Below are 17,768 nucleotides of genomic sequence, written 5' to 3'. Positions count from 1 at the left end.
CTAAGCGGAGCTCAACTCAGTCGACGATGCCGTAGAGGCGGTCGCCGGCGTCACCCAGACCGGGGACGATGTAGGACTTTTCGTTGAGGCGCTCATCAACCGAAGCGACAACTACGGTCACATCTGCGCGATCGCCCACGAAGTCTTCCAGAACCTTCAGGCCCTCGGGAGCAGCCAGCAGGCAGACACAGGTCACATCCTTGGCTCCGCGATCGAAGAGGTACTTGGTTGCGGCAACCATGGTGTGACCGGTTGCGAGCATTGGATCCAGAACGAAGCACTGGCGGCCCGAGAGATCTTCGGGAAGACGGTTTGCGTAGGTTTCAACCTCAAGAGTCTTTTCATCGCGCTTCATTCCCAGGAAGCCAACCTCGGCGGTGGGAAGAAGACGGGTCATTCCTTCGAGCATTCCCAGCCCAGCACGAAGTACGGGGACTACGATGGGCCGCGGCTCGCTAATGCGCTTGCCAACGGTAGGCGCAACAGGAGTGTTGATTGCGATCTCAGTGGTTGAGACGTGGCGTGTGGCTTCGTACGCAAGAAGGGTGACCAATTCGTCAACCAGTTGGCGGAAAGTTGCCGAGTGGGTGTCGCGGTCACGCAGAACGGTGAGCTTGTGGGCAATGAGCGGGTGATCAGCAATATGAAGGCGCATGGTTCAAGAGTAACCCGCGAAGTAGGGTTTACGCGATAGGCTGAAGGGGTGGCAACTATGGATCAGTACAAAGAAGCGATGGCCCGCGCACTCTTCCTGGCGAATAAAGCACGCGAATCGGGAGATGTCCCCGTGGGTGCGGTCGTTATTGACTCAGTAGGACGGATTATTGGCCGCGGCTGGAATTGCCGCGAGGCCGAGCACGATCCCTGCGGTCACGCTGAGATCATGGCTCTGCGAGAGGCCGGAAAGCGTTTGAATCGATGGAATCTCATCGGTTGCACGTTGGTTGTCACCCTGGAGCCCTGCACGATGTGCGCGGGCGCAATAGTTTCATCTCGCGTTGACCGCGTCGTCTTTGGCGCATGGGACCCCAAGGCTGGAGCAGCTGGGTCGCTGCGCGATGTTCTTCGTGATTCTCGCCTCAATCACCAGGTCGAGGTCGTTCCCGGAGTTCTGGCACAGGAAGCAACCGTCCAGCTTCGTGCATTCTTCGAAACGCGTCGGGATCGTCCGGACAACCCCTTCGTTGGCATCCCTCCGCGTGTACGTGAATCTAAAGAGCCTGAAATTGAAACCCTGAGTGGTTGGGCCGCTTCCCATGCCCAGCCGGAAATTTCCATTCCCGAGGCCCCTGCCGCGCAGGAAACCCCAGAGGCCGACCCGACCGCTGCAGCCATCGCTTCGATCCTTGCGCGCATGAACCATCCTGAGGCCACGGAAGCCGCGCAGGCGGCTCAGGTGGAGCCGGCAGGTGCAAAGCAAGCCACAGCAATAGAAACTCCCGCAGCGGCTCCGCGAGCAGACGTGGCGGCCTCGGCAGCTCCGCGCAATGGCCACAGCTCTGTGCCGCCTCGTCGGGTGCGCTCGTACGCGGCTACGAACGACGCCCCTCAGACGAGCTCCCAGGCTCAGCAGGCTCCTCAAAGAGCTACACAGCCCGCTGCTCAAGCGAAGCAGCCTCTGGTGCTTCCTCAGCTCAAGCCCGCTGAGTTTGCCCCTGGAACGGCCGGGATTGTTGTTCGTACACGCGCGTCAAAGCATGGAAGGGCCACTCAGGAGTAGTTCGGCCTTGGGGAAAGCGCCGAGCGCTCCTCATCAAACGATATGGGTGTGGCCCGCGCGTTGTGCGCGGGCCACACCCATCAAAACTGTCGACGTGGGTTTACCGATCGAGTCCCACGTGGCCGACCGCCTTCCACAGGCTTCCAATCACAGCCGCCCCTGCGATCGCCTTAACGATTCCGCCCACGATAAAGGGCGTGAATCCTGCATTCATGGTCTGCGCGAAAGACATGCTGACACCACCCATGCGGACAACAAACCACATATAGGGAATGCCAACCAGGAAGGGAACCAGGGTTGCTCCGCCGAATGCCGCAAGAGACAGCCAGAGGTGGCGATCCCATGCGCGTTCAGAGAGCTTTCCGATCAACCATGCAGCCGGAATGAAGCCAATGATGAAACCAAAAGACGGTTTTGCAAGTGCTGCAATACCGCCACTTGCGGAGGAGAACCACGGCACTCCAGCAAGGCCAAGTACCAGATAAGAAAGCAGTGAGAGAGCCCCGCGACGTGAGCCCAGAATAGCGCCGACCAGCAGAACACCAAGAGTTTGACCGGTGATGGGCACAGGCCACATGGGAATGGCGACCTGTGCCAGGATGCCTACGAGTCCCGCGCCTGCGAGAACGGCAAGAGCATCTCGACGAAGCGATGCGCTACCGAAGTGGTCGGCTAGTACCGGTGAGAAAGTCGAAGAAGCCAGTGGTGTCGTCATGAGAAATCCTTTGAAGAGTGTGATTCGGATGGGTACGCATGAATCCATGCGATCGCGTAGTTACCGTCGTGGGATAAAGAAACAAGCCATGTGAGTGAAGCTGAAATCTCGCGTTCTGTTTGCTTAAGTGCGGTGGCAATTTCTCCGTGGAAGCGCAGGGAAGGGCGCCCCCAACGGTCATTCACCACTTCGATTTCGGCCCAATTAACCTGGTCGCGCTCGAGCGGATCTTCGCGACCGTAGTACAGGGAGGACCAAGCCTTGATGAAGGCCTCCTTCGCCGCCCAGCGAGCTGCAAGGGACTGAATCGAACGCATTGACATAGAACGCATCGACAACCCTGAACTCGCGTGGGAAGTCGAAAGGCCCTCAGAAGCTTCGCTGACGGGTGCCCCCTGCTCGGGAGTGAAACGCGCTGCTGCATTCCACTCCCGAGCAGTAAAGACTCGATGAAATACCGAGCCTTCCTGGCCGAGCTGCTCCCCAAAAGAAGCAACATCGACCAGGTCGACACCGATAGCTGCCGGTTTCATACCGGTTCTCAGTTCTGAGCTTCCTGTGAATCCGAAGCCGCCGATGCGTAGGTGCCATCTGCACCCAAGCGAGCGGAAGGATCCAGAAGCAGGGCAACCTCGGCCTCGTGAGTGTCGGTTGCCGGAAGGCGACGCCCCTCAATGGGAACGAAGAGCTCCGCGTGTCCGATCATTCCCTGCTCCAGGTGACGACGTCCCTCTTCCAGGCGCTTCTGGGCGCGTTCACGCCACTGAGCCAGAGCGGCCTCGCCACGTTCGGCACGCAGCGCAGCCTCAAAGGCAGCGGGGTGAACAAGGACGACCATCGCGGCGATGTGGCCGAAGCCCAGCGAGGTCAGGACACCGGCGCGGACGGGGGAAGCGGACATGTCCAGCGGCTGACGCAGCCACAGGAGCGGCATCCACTGAGCCATTTCCGGATCCAAGCAATCCAGCGCGCGGTTTGCGGGCAGTTCCTGGCGACGGAAGATATCGATCAAACCTGCCGCCTGGAAGAGCGCAGCGCCACCCTTTGCATGACCGGTCAGGGTCTTCTGCGACACGACATACAGCGGGTTACCCGCTGAACGTCCGAGTGCAGCCGATAGGCGCGAGTGAAGCTCGGCTTCGTTCGGGTCATTCGCACGAGTTGAGGTGTCGTGCTTGGAGACAACCGCGATATCGTCCGCGCTCAGACCGAGGTCCTCGAGGGCGCGAGCCAGCTGGGAATTGCGACCGCCGCGTGCAGCCGCCAAGGCGCCGAGGCCGGGGGCCGGGATCGAGGTGTGTGCACCGTCTGCGAAGGAACGCGCGTAGGCGACAACCGCTTGGACCGGTAGGCCCAGATCCGCTGCGATATCGCCGCGGGTGACCAGCAAAGTGCCACCGCCGGCAGCTTCGAGGAAGCCCGCGCGGCGACGGTCTCCAGCGCGAGAGAAGTGGCGCGGAGTGATTCCACGTGCTTCAAGCGCTGCGGACTCGGCGGTCGCGTTCATGTTGCCAAAGCCGGTGAGCGATTCGACGGAAATATCGTCGATACCGCCGGCGACAACGAAGTCGGACTTGCCCAGACGGATCTTGTCGACGGCTTCCTCGATAGAAACCGCGGCAGTTGCGCAAGCGCCCACCGAGTGGATCATCTGGCCGTAGCCGCCAATGAAGGACTGCATGGTGTGTGCGGCCACGACATTGGGCAGGGCCTCTTGAAGGATGTCCTGCGGACGATCTTCACCCAGGAAGCGCGAGAGGAAGACCTGGCGCAGGGACTCCATGCCACCGATACCCGTGCCCTGTGTCGAGGACACGTCCGCGGGGTGGACGGCCTGCAGGAGCTCAGCGGGGGAGAAGCCCGAAGTGATGAAGGCATCCACTGCGGTGACCAAGTTCCAGACAGCGATGCGGTCCAAGGCCTCGACCATGGAAGCGGGGATACCCCACTGAGCCGGGTCGAAGTCTTCGGGGATCTGGCCGCCGACTGTGCGGGTCAGAGTTGCACGCGCGGGGACTTGGACGGGAGAACCAGCGGACTTGGTGACATGCCACGTACCGTTTTCTTCCCAGATCGTTGTGTGCGAAGGATCCGCCAAGACGTAGTCTTCGGCTTCAGCCTTGGTGTCCACGGTGAAGGTCTGCTCGCTGGTCAAGAAGACCGTGCGAACGTCATTCGAACCGCAATCGATCATGTTTGAATCGTCGTTGAAGCGACGGATACCCGAGCGGGCAACAACTTCATCGCGGAAACGATCGTAGATCTCGGCCTCGTCAACCGGTGCGCCAGAAGCGTCGTACCAGCCGGGCTGCGGGCTATCAGACCAGTTGATGAGCTTCATCATCCAGGCCATCTCGAGGACGCCGGCAGCGGTCAGATCAAAGTCCTGACCGAATTCGGCCTCTTCACGGGTACGTCCCGAGCCCCAGGTGCCAATTTCACCGGTGCCAACAATGACGATCTGATCGCGCAGTTGCGCGCGAGGAGTTGCCCACTCGATCGGTGCAGCCAGCGAAGGAACAACCGGGTTGGGCAATGCCCGCAGGGTTGCTTGCTTCTCTGCCTGAGTGTCCTGTGCCGAGGCCGTCGCCTGCTCGCGTGCTTGGCGAGCCAGCGCTGGAAGGTCAAGTCCCGCCTCGGCCAAGCCGCCGGTCAGGTCGGCGTGAACGGGAGCCTGAGCGGCCTGCTCGCGGACCTCACGGGTGAGGAGCTGGGCAAGTTCGCCGGCGATTTCTTCGGTCGTGTAGACGTGCACACCTGCCGCCTCAGCCGCGGGAACCAGGATGTCGTTTCCGCCCATGAGGGAGGTTCCCTGAACCCAACCGATCAGCGGGTGAGCGATGCTCGTGCGCGTCGGCCAACCGGACTCGTGCTCCCACTTGGTCGCAATCGCGTCGAAGGCTGCCTTTGCTTCGCCGTATGCACCGTCGCCACCGAAGATTCCGCGGTTCGGCGAACCGGGAAGCAAGATGTGCGTGCGGTGGTTGGGAGCCGTGTCTGCACCCAAGCCGGAGAGTAGGTGGATTGCGCGTTCGACGCTCCACAGAAGCAGGCGTTCTTGAGCAAGAGCACCCTGAGGATCCGCACCAACGGTCCCAGAAACGCGAGGCGCTGCGAAGGGAACGAAGAGATCGGGAAGAAGCGCGGGCTTGACGACCTCGGTCGTTGCCCCGTGCGTCTCGGTCTGTTCGCTACCAACCCAGGAGATCAGCGCGTCAACATCGCGGAAGGATGCCATGTTTGCGGGGACGATCCACAGGGTTGCGCCGATTGCGGCGTGTGTGCGGTACAGCTCCTTGGCGAATGCCAGTCGTGCATCGTTGACTCGCGATGAGGTCATGATGACGGTTGCGCCACCGGCAAGAAGCTCACCGACGACTGCAGCCGCGATCGAGTGAGGAGCAGCGCCGGTCACAAGCGCGACATCTCCGGCGAAGCGGCCCTCAGCTGCCTCAAGAGCAGCCTGGGCGACGCGGGCGAAGTAGTCCTTGAGACCCGCATCCGAGGTGTTGGCGCTGTACCACTTCGCCAGTTCGCTCAGCGATTGTCCTGCACCGCGTAGACGCTCAGGCGCAAGGCTTTCAGCGGAAGCAGCACCAGCAAAGATACGGGCGAGGTCTTCGCGAGCAGTTGCCCAGCGATCGTCAAGGAGGACCGCGCGGCCCTCATCAAAGGCGGGGCGCACGGAGGCTTCCCAATTTGCCCCAAGCTCGGCCTCGACGGCCGCGATCAGAGCGGAGGAATCTTCGCTCTCCACTGCCGCGGGGGTAGTAGAGATGCCCAGAACCTTGAGAATGTCGCGTGCTTGGTTGGCCAAGATGCCGCGCTCACCCAAAATGCGATCTTCCAGGTCGCGCAAAGCCGCAGAATCAACGACCTCGCCGCCGGCGCCACCACCGGAGCTTGGACGCGAGAGGGTCAAGCCCTCGCGTGCTGCGATCAAAGCCAGAGCCTGATCGATGAGCGCTGAGGCGTCCTTCGCAGAGGAAACCGAGCCGGGCAGAGTCGAGAGGGTACCACCACGGATCGAGTCACCTTCACGGGTGCCCAGCAGGATTTCTGCGTTCACGCGTGCGGCCCACTGCTCGCTCAGGCCCCAGTTGTCCTTGACGTAACCGGTCGTGAAGCTTGCGGGAAGTCCTGCAGAACCGAAGATCTTGCGCAGCTTGGAGTTGATTGCGTCGCTAAGGACCGGGCCAAAAGGCGCGTAGCTGGGAACCAGAGTGTCGATGGTCGCGAAGAGATCGCCCATCGATGCTTCAGCCGCGCCTTCGATGGTCGAGAGCGAGAGCTCAGCGGCCATGTCCATGAGCAGCTGGTTGCGCTTTGACGACACGCCATTTGTCAGGGTTTCGACCGTGTCAGAGGCATCGATCTGCTCGGGGAGGAGCTTGTTCGAGAAGGCCAGAAGAACGCGGATAGCATCCGAGGCCGAGAGCGGGAGTTCCGGCATGGTTCCGCTTGCTGCAGCCGCGGGGGCTGTGGCCGGGGCCGCGGAAGGTGCTTCGACCGCGGGTGTGCTTGCTGCGGGGACTTCCGCTGCCGAGGCGTTGCTTTCGGGAGCAGCGGGAGCGGCCTCGTCGCTGGGCGCCGACGCGTCGGATTGTGCGCGCTCGGGCTGAGCGACCGCGTCCTCGTTGCGGGCACGTGCGGCATCGCGCTCGACGTTCAGCACATCGATATTCGTCTGCGCGAACTTAGGCTGCGAAAGCGTCCGTGACGCCATGTTGGCCAGAGTCGGCGAAGATGCCAAACCGATCTCAATCACGCGCTCAACGCCCAAGCCCTGCGGGGGAGCGCTGAAGAGCAGATCCTGAGTCTCAATCCAGCGAACCGGCGACGCAAACTGCCACGAGAGGAGCTCGATGAGCAGGGTGCGTGCGGTGGCTTGCGGGTCAGCGATCGCTTCATCCCAATTGTCGACGATCTTTTGAGTTGCCTCAGATGGAACAACGTCAAGAATCGACTGAGCAAAATCTTGAGTGAGCTCGAAGGGGCGAGCAACCAAGTTCGGGATGTAGCGTCCCTCAAGAACCTCGAGGTTGATGTCCTGGGGAAGCAGAGAATCGAGCTTGTCACGGAAGGCCGGGACTCCAGCGCGCAGGCGCGAGGAGTGGAAGGGAACGTCGATTCCGGGAATCATGATGAGCGCTCGGCGGCCACCGTGTTCGCGGGCACGTTGTGCGGTGTCCTCTTCCAAGGCCTTCAGGCCGGCGACCGTTCCGGCAACCGAGTACTGAGAACCAGCCAGGTTGTAGTTAACGATCTCCAAGAACTCGCCGGACTTTTCAGCGATCGAGGCCACGTAGTCGCGGACCTCTGCGTCGCCCATACCGAATTGGTTGGGGCGAAGAGCGCCCATTGCGTAGTTCGATCGACCCTGTGCGTCGCGCTCGACCAAGTGGTGCATGGCCGAACCGCGCTGGAACACAATTTCCAGAACCTGCTCGAGGGGGAAAATCCGTGCGTAGGCGGAGAGGGCAGTGTATTCGCCCAAGGAGTGTCCCGCGTAGAAGGAGTGATCCACAAGGGCGTTCTCCGCGCGGAGTTCCTCGGTCTGGGCGTAAGCCAAAGTTGCCAGAGCAACCTGGGTGAATTGCGTGAGGTTGAGGACGCCCTTGGGGTGGCGGAAGACCTCATCGCCGACGCGAAGTTCGGTCGGGTTTGTGCGAACAATGGCCTCGATGGAGAAGCCCAGAGCCTTGCGAGTATGAGCATCGGCTTGCGCCCACACCGCGCGAGCGGTTGAGCTCATGTGCTCCAAGCCCATCATCTTTCGCTGGATACCCTGACCGGGGTAGACATAAGCGGTGCGGGGTGCGCGAGTAAGTGCACGTGCGATGGAGACGACCTCATCGCCAATGCGGCACGTGGCCTCAAGGACCAATTCGCCACCGATACGACCCACGCGCTCAATGGTGATATCCACGATGTCCGAGAGCTGAACCATACCGAACATGCGGTAGGACCAGGCTTCAATCTCGACCTCGGGCATGTCAACGGAACGAATAACACCCAGTCGATCAGGGCTGTCAACCGGCTGAGTCGAGTGAGCGCACAGCAGATGCTGAACGGTCGCGGACAGCCACATACCGTGAACCAGCGGAGCTGCAAGACCGGAAAGACGTGCAGCAGCGTAGGAGGTGTGAATCGGGTTGAAGTCTCCGGAAACAATGGCGAAAGCCGTCATGTTTTCGGGAGCCTGAACGCGCACGTGACGCAGGAAAGAACGCGGCGTATCCGTGTAGGAATCTGCGACCTCGGGTGCCGGTGCGGGCGGCTGGGTCGAGGCGATGCGGCCTCGGATAGCGAAACGCTCAACTAGGCGAGCAAAAACTGTGCCTTCAGCGCTCAACTCAAGTTCGACGCGCACCACGCGACCGGCCGAAGACTCAGCGAGCTCAGCGCAGCGTCCCACGACCTCGACGCGGGTTCCGTAAGCGGGAAGCGGGGCATCAAAGAAGATCGAATGGTCCAGGTGAACGGCATTGACTAGGCCTTCAATGACCGGGACTCCCTGGTACATTGCCGAGCCCAGTGCGGCGTAAATTGCAGGCCAGCAGGGACCGACCAGGGCGTCGGGAACTCCCGAGGCGAGCTGCGTTGACAGTGCGCCACCAGTTACCGCGCCGTGAGCGTAGCCCAGGTTCTCGGTGAAAGTGAAGGAATCGTGAACCGTGCCGAAACCTTCGCCGGGGATGACAGCGGGCATCTTCTCAATGTGGTCGCCATTCACGGTCGTCGTGCCCACACCAGCGGCGCCGGCAAGCAGATCGTAAGCGGTCACGGACAGTCGCGACATGTCAACAACCGGGTAAGCGCCGGTCATACACGCGCTGGAAAGAAGAACGGGGATGTCGATGTACTCAACCGAGTGGTGAGAGCTATTCGGAGTCTGATCCCACATCGAATCGCAGTGAATGCGAATCGAGTATCCGCCCTCATCGTGAAGGATTTCCGTGGCCTCGACCGAGGTGTAGGCCGGGTTATCGACCAGGTTGCCCGCCCACTGGATGTGGGAGATTTCCCGCAGGAACGAGGCCGCGTCAGCCAGATCGTGGAAACGAGACCAGACCTGGGGAATGCGCGCGTCGTCTGTGGAGACTGCATCGACGACAGCCTGCTCAAAACGAGCAAACATCTCACCGATGGGCTCATCAACGCGATCAATTCCGGCGACCGAACGGGGGCCGGGGATGATGCGGACTGCGTCTGCATCAAAACGTGCATCCTGGGACTGCCACAGCGTGTCGGTGCCCCACCAGCGAGCAAGATCTCCGTCCAGAACGGGAACGAAGGGCATGGGCTTGTGGTGCTTGCGGCACAGGACCGGGAACCATGCAACATCGGCGGGAATCACGCGGGTGGTCTCGGCCTGAGGATAGGCCTCGAGCAAGCGGGCTAAAGCGGCCTGGCCGTCTTCAAGATCATCGCGGCTTTCGAAAAGCGTGGGGATATCACCGTGGTCGGCCGGGTTCAGGCGGGACTCAATACGGTGGAAGAGATCCAGAGCGCGATCCGTCCACGTCCAATCGGCCCAGGGGTAGGACAGATCAATGACGCGGCGCGCCCAATCGGCGTAGGTCATTTCAGAGAGGTCACCGAAGTAGGGCTTTGCAGTCTTGTTCATGGCCTCAATGAGTTCATCGCGGTGTGCGTCGATGGACTCCTGGTCGGAGCCGACCTCGTGAATGAGGCGTGAAGCGCGAGCAGAGGAGTTCTCAATCTCGTGCATGTCCGCATTCAGGTGGGACAAACCGGAGGTCATGCCACCGCGTACCTGGCCGGTACCGACCCATCCATCACCGCCAACACCGGGGGTGTCCTTGAGCAGTTGCTTCACCTGAGGAGAAGTTTCGGCTTCTAGTGTCGCCATCGAGGCCGTACCTACCAGAACAGCATCGACGGGCATCGGTGCTGAGCCCAGATCGACGGACCACTGTCCGGTGATGTAACGAGCGGCATCCGCAGCCGAACCAATACCGCCGCCAACAGCAAGAACAAGGTTGGGTGTACGACGGATTTGTGCGTAGGTAGCCAAGAGCAGATCGTCAAGGTTTTCCCATGAGTGGTGGCCACCAGAGTGGCCGTCTTCCACCTGAATAATCAGGGTCTGATCCGGGTTTGCCTGTGCAATACGAACGACCTGTTCGATCTGCTCGACGGTTCCGGGCTTGAGGCACAGGTATTCGAAGCCATCGGCGCGCAACTGCGCGATCAGCTCGCGGGCCTCGTCCAATTCGGGGATACCGGCGGCGATCGTCACCGCATCGATGGGAGCACCTGCGCGGCGGGCCTTGGGAACAATACGGTTGACACCGAATTGCAGGTTCCACATGAAACGATCAAAGAACATCGTGTTGAATCCCGCGGTGCGGCCGGGTTCAAGGAGCTTTTGAAGCTCAAGACGGTGCTCGGTGAAGACTTCTTCGGAGTACTGGCCGCCGCCGGCCATTTCCGCCCAGTGACCGGCATTTGCAGCTGCAGCAACGATACGAGGCCCGACGGTTGTGGGAGTCATACCCGGAAGGATGATGGGAGAGCGTCCCGTCAAGCGGGTGAATGCCGTTGAAACCACGCGACGTCCGTCGGGAAGAGCAACGACCTTGGGAGCGAACTGCGACCAGTCTGCGGGTGCTTCGATTGACGAGCCTTCTTCATCGAGTTCGGTGCGGCGCGATGCAGTCGACGCATCCACGATCTGTGCGCCGCTTCCATCCAGGAGATCCTGGGTGAGGCGCGTGAGCATATTCGACGGCCCCAGATCAACGAATGTCTTCACGCCCTGGCCGAGGGCTGTGGAAATCGCTGCAGACCAGTCATCGCGCTCAACGAGGATTGCGCGGGCAACGCGCTCGGCCTCGGTGTCATCAATTCCGTGACCGGCTGCTGCCAAGCTCCGTGCCCACGAAACCACCTGCGAAACTGCTTCCTCCAACAGAGGCGAATGGAAGGGTGCGGAAACAGGCAGGAATTCGACGATTGCCTCAAGAGGAGTACCACCGGTCAGGTGCTCTTCCAGCGCACGGTTCGAGGCTGCAACCTGAGCCTCAAGCTGACGGCGGCAGGCTTCAAGATCACCAGGGCGACCGGAAAGAACGACGGAGCGCGGGCCGTTGACAACGGCCAGGGAAACGGGAGAACCCTCAACGGCCTCGGTAATCATCGAGGCCGGAAGTCCGCGAACGGAGAGCATCGGGGTTGCTTCGCCCAAGTTTGTCGCGCCCAAACGGATGCTGACCGATTGCGCAGCGGCACCGATGAGCACTGCGAGGGCCAGGACGTGGGTGAGGCGATGGTTATCGCGGGCGATCCACGCGCGGGCAACCTCGGCGCCCAAGATGCCCTGGGAATGACCGAGCAGCAGGGGAGAAGTCGTGTGGACATCCAACTGGGTTGCATCAAGATCTGCCAGAGCAGCCAGCTGAGCCAAGGTGATACCCGGTACGGAGACGGAGGCGGAACGGTCCAGCGGAAGGTCCTGAGTGTTGCCGTCCAAAAGCGCGTTCAGGCGCTCCAAGGAACCGGGAGCGCTGGTCAGAAGCTCGCCGGCAACGGGAGCAAGAAGCTCACGCATCGCCTGGTAGTGCTTGCGCAGCAGTGCGGCGTGAGGGGGGAAGGAGAGGGACGTCGAGAGAGCAGGGCGCCACGCGGACCCCTGTCCCGCAAAAGTCAGTGCATAGGGAGTGGGGATTTCGGCAAAAAATGCGGTCATGATTAATCTACTTTCCTCATCACATAGGGGCGTTATCGTGGACGCGCGGGGTCGTTACGGTGCGGTCCTTTAGGTGAAGGACCGATAGGGCTCGGCAAATGTTCTGGCGGGTTGTCGAAGGCTCGATCAGTGCGTCGAGCTCTCCGTTCTTCAGAGAAAGATTCGGGTTCATCGCCTGGCGTTCATACATTTCCTGGTAGTGCGCACGCTGCTCAGCAACATCGCGCCCTTCCTTTCCGGCCGCGGCAAGCTGTCGGCGGAAGACGATGTCCACCGCCCCTTCAGAGCCCATCACGGCAATTTGAGAGGCCGGCCATGAGAAGTTAATATCTGCGCCCAGCGACTTCGAACCCATGACGATGTAGGCGCCGCCGAATGCCTTGCGCAAAATAACGGTGATCATGGGGACGGTTGCGGTCGCATAGGCGGTGATCAATTTGGCCCCGCGGCGAATGATTCCCGCTCGTTCCTGTTCAGAACCGGGACGATACCCGGGGACGTCAACAAGGGTGATGATCGGGATTCCGAAAGCATCAAGGAACTGGACGAATCGCGCGGCCTTTTCAGAGGCGTTCACATCCAGAGTTCCCGCATCAATGCTGGGCTGGTTGGCAACGATTCCAACCGGTCGTCCTTCAAAGCAGGCGAAGCCAACAATGATGGAAGGTGAGAACAGGGGCTGAACCTCAAGGAATTCCCCGTGATCGACAAGCGCTTCAATGACCTCGACCATGTCGTAGTCCTGCTTGGGGGATTCCGGAACCAGGGATGCGACCTCACGTGCGCGTTCTTCGGTGCCATCGTTTTCGAAGAGATAGCGCGGAGGCTTCTTATCGCAGTTCTGCGGCAGGTAGGACAGCAGAGTGCGTGCGTAATCCAGGGCCTCGTGCTCATCTTCGGCAAGGAAGTGCGCAACGCCCGACACTGAGTTGTGCAGGTCGCCGCCACCGAGGTCTTCAGAGGAAATTTCCTCGCCGGTCGCAGCCTTCACAACGGAGGGGCCGGTAACAAACATGTACGAGGAGTTCTTCGTCATGATGATGAAGTCGGTGAGTGCCGGCCCGTAGACCGCGCCACCTGCGCAGGGGCCCAAAATTACCGAAATCTGGGGGACGACTCCCGAGGCCTCGGTGGTCTTGCGGAAAATTCGACCGTATTGTGCAAGCGCGGTGACGCCTTCTTGGATGCGAGCTCCGCCCGAATCCAAAAGCGCAATGATCGGAATTCGCATGGAGAGGGCGCGATCCATGAGGAGAAGGATCTTATCGCCTTCAACCTTGCCCAGTGTGCCGCCGCGGATCGAGAAGTCCTGTGCATAAACGGCGACTGGGCGGCCGTCCAACGTGCCGATACCCGTGATGACGGCAGAACCGAGCTCACCGGCCTCGATGTCGCCGCCGGCGTAGCGGTTGAGTTCGCTGAAGGAGCCCTCATCAAGCAGGTAGTCCAAGCGCTCGCGGGCGGTTTGGCGTCCGCGAGCATGCTGTGCCTGACGTGCTTTTTCTTCCGCCGCTTCCAAGATGCTGTGCGTGCGATCGTAGAAGTTTCGGCGGCTGATGGCTTCGTGCTCTTCGGCCTCGTCGATTCGCTTGGCGCTCGATGGGGTCATGATTCCTCCTTAATGCTCACCAAGACGTCTCCTGCTTTGACGGTGTCGCCCGCGCAGACGTGAATCGCCGAGATCGTTCCCGAGCAACCTGCGTTCAGGGCCTTTTCCATCTTCATGGACTCAATGACTGCAACCAGTTCGCCCTCTTCGACCTCTTGGCCTTCTTCTACGGCGATGCGGATGACAGTTGCTTGGATGGGGGAGGTGACGTTCGGGCCCTCGTCGTTTGCCCCAGTGCGTGGGCGCAGTGAGCGTCGCAGTGGCTGACGAGGCCGAAGCGTACGGCCCCCCGATTCACCCCCGGCAGCGGCCAATAGTTCCGCAGGAAGGCTCAGCGTTGTGCGCTTTCCGTCAATTTCGATGACGAAGGAGCGCAGTGAGCGTGCTTCGCTTCCTTCTTCCGAGGCCTCACGTGATTGTGTGGTGCCCGCAGCCGAGAGCTCGCGTGCAACCTCTTCGAGAACTCCTTCGCGTTCCAACCACTGGGTGTAGACACCCAAGCTGTCGCTTTCTTCGCTTCGAAATTCGGGAGTTGCGAGGATGTGGGAGAGCAGGGGAGCAGAGGTCGGCAGACCCTCGACGCGGAATTCATCCAGCGCCCGCTGGAGGCGAATAATTGCTTGAATACGCGTCGGCGCATGAACGGTGATTTTTGCAATGAGAGAGTCGAAGTCGGTTCCGATTTCTTCACCGGGACGGATGAAGGAATCGACACGGACCCCGGGGCCGCCGGGCCACTGGATTGCGCTCAAACGACCAGTTGCGGGCATGAGTTCCTGAGCGGGATCCTCACTGGTGACTCGTACTTCGATCGCATGACCGCGAGTAGAGGGGATCTCGCTAAGTGGAAGACCTTGAGCAATTCGGATCTGTTCGCGAACCAGATCGATTCCGGTGACCTCTTCAGAAACCGTGTGTTCGACCTGCAGGCGAGGGTTGACTTCCAGGAAATAAGCCTTACCGTCTTCGACCAAGAACTCACAGGTGCCGACACCCACATACTGGACCGCGTCAAAGAGTGCGCGGGAGTACTCCTCAAGTGCTGCGTGGAGTTCTTCGGAGATGAAAGGAGCAGGAGCTTCTTCAACAACCTTCTGGTTGCGACGCTGGACCGAGCAATCTCGCGTCGAAACGACTGCGAAAGTTCCGAAAGAATCGCGAGCGCATTGCGTTTCGACGTGACGACCGTGAGAAATGAATTTCTCCATGAAGCACAGGGTCAATGTCGAAGGATCGATCAGGTTCGTGTAGAAATCGCGAATATCTGAGTCGGAATTCATGCGAGTGATTCCGCGCCCACCGCCGCCATCGGCACGCTTGATCAGGACCGGGTAGCCAATGGACTGTGCCAGCTCAAGTGCATCCTCGACGCTGCTCCCTTCCAAAGAACGACCGGTGATTGTTGGGACCTGGCACGAATCAGCCAGTTCGCGGGCTCGAATTTTGTCCCCCAAGGCCTCAATGGCATCGGCGGAAGGACCAATCCACACCAAGCCGGCTTCTGCGACGCGCGAGGCGAAATCGGCGTTCTCGGAAAGGAAGCCGTATCCGGGGTGGATTGCTCGCGCGCCCGACTTTGCGGCGGCCTCGAGAATCGCTTCCGGATTCAGGTAGGTCTCAGCAGCGCCCTTCCCACCCAGGCTGTAGGCGGAGGTTGCGAGCTCGCAGGCCAAGGTATCCCGATCGGCCTCAGCGTAGACAGCGACGGAATCCAAACCCATTTCGCGAAGGGTACGAATGACGCGAACCGCAATTTCACCTCGGTTCGCAACCAGAACGGGAGAAAGGGCAATCGTCATGACAGGTGTCCTTCCACTAGTGGGGTGGGGGAAATTTCCCCCGTAGTGACGGTGAGAATTTCGCCTTCCGTGGAGCGGCAGATTAGGTGCGCGTGCTCATCGATGCTGATCGGAATCGCGGTGAAGCGAATGCCCCCGGGAAGGTGCAGTGGACATTGTGTGCCGAAGATGCGCATGTATGAGCTGTACTCCTCGCGCCAGGATTCGGGTGCGCCGGGTAGCGTGAAGAGCAGCTCGAGGTTCATGCGCAGTTCGCGGATGAATGATTCGCGTTCCTCGCTGCTCATTGAGGTGTCAAAGCTTGCGGCGAAGTCACGAACTTCAAGCGGTAGTGCGCCGATGTTTAACCCGATGCCAACGATCACACGGTGGGTGTCGACGCTTGTGTCGAGGTGTTCGCAAAGAATTCCAGCGGCTTTACGTCCGTTGATGAGCAGATCGTTTGGCCACTTGAGTGAAAGTGCGTCCTCACCGCCTACTGCCGCGTCGAGCCCTGTGCTGCGGATCGTGCGCAGGAGTGCGACCCCAGCCAGCGCGGTCAGCCATTCCAATTCGCTTTCCGAGGCCTCAACCATGAGAGAGAAAGTCAGTGCTTCATCGGAAGAGAGCCAGACGCGTCCATCGCGTCCGCGACCCTTGTTCTGGCGGCTTGCCCACAGCGCTATCCCCGAAGGCGCAGTTGACCCCTCGCCGAGCACGATGTGGGCAAGGTGAGTGTTCGTTGAGTCAACTTCGTCGCAGTGAAGGACGGGTGCTTCTTGATCAATCTGCATTACACCCATCGTTCAATTCGCCGCATGAGCGGACAAATACAGGGGTGCATATTGTGAGGGATGCGCCCGGAACGCCGATGAGGTGCTATGAGTTTTCGGTGTAATTCTGCGACTCTTGAAGTTTCCTTCGAAAACGCTTGAGAGCGATACCGATGTGTATTTTCAGGCGATTTCGCGCGAGCAAGCGTAGAGCAGGACCAGGACGACTTCGAGAATTGATCGGGTTGCCGGGCTAGCCTGCGAGGCTGTGTGGGCAGGTGGTACCGGAGGGTGATCTTCGTGAGGCGCTGGCGCTGGGTAGCCGGAGTTTGTGGCAGCACTGTGCTTACTGCGGTACTCGCGAATGGATTGACGCCAACCCGCAAGGCCTGCAGCGCGCATGACGACACCGATGACACTTTGGGCAAGCGCACCAATGGGAACCGTAAGTTCGCGGCCAGCGGCCGTCAGGATTGTCTGCAGAACCGAACCGAGTTGATCTGCAAATTGACGATTGAGGTCCAGCAGTCGCATACCCCACTCGGGGTCGCGGATTGAGCGCATGAGCATCTCGGAGTGGAGGATGTAGAGCCCTTCGTCAATATGGATTGCGTCCAAGGCTTCGTAGAGCAGGTTTTCCATGAGGAGGTGACGATCCCCCTCACCTCCCTGGGAAGCGGGGGTTTGGGCGTTCTCCCACAAAAGGACGCGTTCACGCAGGCGTTGGATCAGGTCGGCGTATTCGCCTTCGGCCAAGATTCCCAGCAGTGAGTCTTTAGAGGAAAAATTTGAGTAGAAGGCGCCGCGGGTAAAACCTGCAACTGCGCAGATGTGCTCAAGTGATGTAGCTTCAATGCCTTCGGTGATGATGATGTGTCGAGTTGCTGCGAGGAGACGGTCCTGGGTTTCGGCTCGTTTTCCCATATATAACCGCCTCTTCCTGCCGACACCGAGTGGAACATGCACAGGCGAAGGCGATACCTCTTCAGTGACATGTTCGTTTAGAGCTGAGGGCTCTATTCTCTCACGACCATTGTGCCCAGTGTAGGGTGAATGCATGATTGGTGGACTTCTTACGCTACTGGGCAACCTGATTCTGATCGTTGTCATCGGTGTTGCACTGATTTCAGCTGCCTTCATTTTCTTTGTCCGTCGCGCGATACGTCGCGGCATGGGGCAAGACGCTCCTTCGCGCTATGGGGCCCCGCGGCCGGGTGTGCGTGTTGTTGACAGCACCGTGGTTGATGAGCCTTCGACTAGTGCTTCTGGAAAATCTGCTCCTCGCGCGGCTGATATCCCAGATTCCGCTGAAGTTCAGATCATTGAGGTTACGACCCGCGAAGACTAATCACCACCGCTAGATGCGGTTATAACAGGGTGGGGGCCAGACGCTGCGCGTCTGGCCCCCACCCTGTTGTGTATTGAGTCGATTGTGTGTCGGCCAATCAGGCTAACGCC

The 17,768-nt window shown here is 60.2% G+C and carries 10 protein-coding genes; 2 read left to right on the top strand and 8 right to left on the bottom strand.

Going from position 1 to position 17,768, the window contains the following annotated elements; genetic code table 11:
* Positions 1-16: 16 nt before the first annotated feature.
* Positions 17-655 carry a uracil phosphoribosyltransferase gene (gene upp / locus HGAS_RS03920; RefSeq protein ID WP_009407884.1) on the bottom strand — a complete coding sequence of 213 codons (639 nt, stop codon included), beginning with the start codon at positions 653-655 and terminating at the stop codon, positions 17-19.
* Between the two features lie 57 nt (positions 656-712).
* Here upp and tadA point away from each other — a divergent pair, with 57 nt between their 5' ends.
* Positions 713-1,720, top strand: coding sequence for a tRNA adenosine(34) deaminase TadA (gene tadA, locus HGAS_RS03915; RefSeq protein WP_019126572.1), 1,008 nt, complete (start codon positions 713-715; stop codon positions 1,718-1,720).
* Between the two features lie 100 nt (positions 1,721-1,820).
* On the opposite strand, the gene HGAS_RS03910 is transcribed toward tadA, so the two are convergent.
* The 7 genes from HGAS_RS03910 to HGAS_RS03880 all read right to left on the bottom strand — a co-directional run bounded on the left by HGAS_RS03910 (position 1,821) and on the right by HGAS_RS03880 (position 17,234).
* The gene (locus tag HGAS_RS03910; RefSeq protein WP_019126571.1) at positions 1,821-2,435 is read right to left on the bottom strand and encodes a biotin transporter BioY; all 615 of its coding nucleotides are present in this window, start codon (positions 2,433-2,435) and stop codon (positions 1,821-1,823) included.
* The gene (locus HGAS_RS03905; RefSeq protein WP_019126570.1) at positions 2,432-2,968 is read right to left on the bottom strand and encodes a holo-ACP synthase; all 537 of its coding nucleotides are present in this window, start codon (positions 2,966-2,968) and stop codon (positions 2,432-2,434) included. The genes HGAS_RS03910 and HGAS_RS03905 overlap by 4 nt, the downstream gene beginning before the upstream one ends.
* Before the next feature lie 8 nt (positions 2,969-2,976).
* Positions 2,977-12,150 carry a type I polyketide synthase gene (locus tag HGAS_RS03900; RefSeq protein ID WP_019126569.1) on the bottom strand — a complete coding sequence of 3,058 codons (9,174 nt, stop codon included), beginning with the start codon at positions 12,148-12,150 and terminating at the stop codon, positions 2,977-2,979.
* Between the two features lie 19 nt (positions 12,151-12,169).
* Complete coding sequence (locus HGAS_RS03895; protein WP_019126568.1) at positions 12,170-13,759, bottom strand: acyl-CoA carboxylase subunit beta; 1,590 nt, start codon at positions 13,757-13,759, stop codon at positions 12,170-12,172.
* Complete coding sequence (locus HGAS_RS03890) at positions 13,756-15,558, bottom strand: biotin carboxylase N-terminal domain-containing protein (RefSeq protein ID WP_019126567.1); 1,803 nt, start codon at positions 15,556-15,558, stop codon at positions 13,756-13,758. The genes HGAS_RS03895 and HGAS_RS03890 overlap by 4 nt, the downstream gene beginning before the upstream one ends.
* Entirely contained in the window at positions 15,555-16,331 is a 777-nt protein-coding gene (locus HGAS_RS03885; RefSeq protein WP_019126566.1) for a biotin--[acetyl-CoA-carboxylase] ligase, read from the bottom strand. The genes HGAS_RS03890 and HGAS_RS03885 overlap by 4 nt, the downstream gene beginning before the upstream one ends.
* A 162-nt stretch (positions 16,332-16,493) precedes the next feature.
* Positions 16,494-17,234 (bottom strand): TetR/AcrR family transcriptional regulator, encoded by a 741-nt coding sequence (locus HGAS_RS03880; protein ID WP_019126565.1) that lies wholly within the window; start codon positions 17,232-17,234, stop codon positions 16,494-16,496.
* Between the two features lie 133 nt (positions 17,235-17,367).
* On the opposite strand from HGAS_RS03880, the gene HGAS_RS03875 reads away from it, so the two are divergent.
* Positions 17,368-17,658 carry a hypothetical protein gene (locus HGAS_RS03875; RefSeq protein ID WP_019126564.1) on the top strand — a complete coding sequence of 97 codons (291 nt, stop codon included), beginning with the start codon at positions 17,368-17,370 and terminating at the stop codon, positions 17,656-17,658.
* The last annotated feature ends 110 nt before the right edge of the window (positions 17,659-17,768 follow it).

This window comes from Actinomyces sp. ph3, from assembly GCF_000308055.1.
In the GTDB taxonomy this organism is placed as follows: Bacteria; Actinomycetota; Actinomycetes; order Actinomycetales; family Actinomycetaceae; genus Pauljensenia.
Note: the sequence above shows the minus strand (reverse complement) of the source record. Positions and strands in the feature narration are given on the sequence as shown.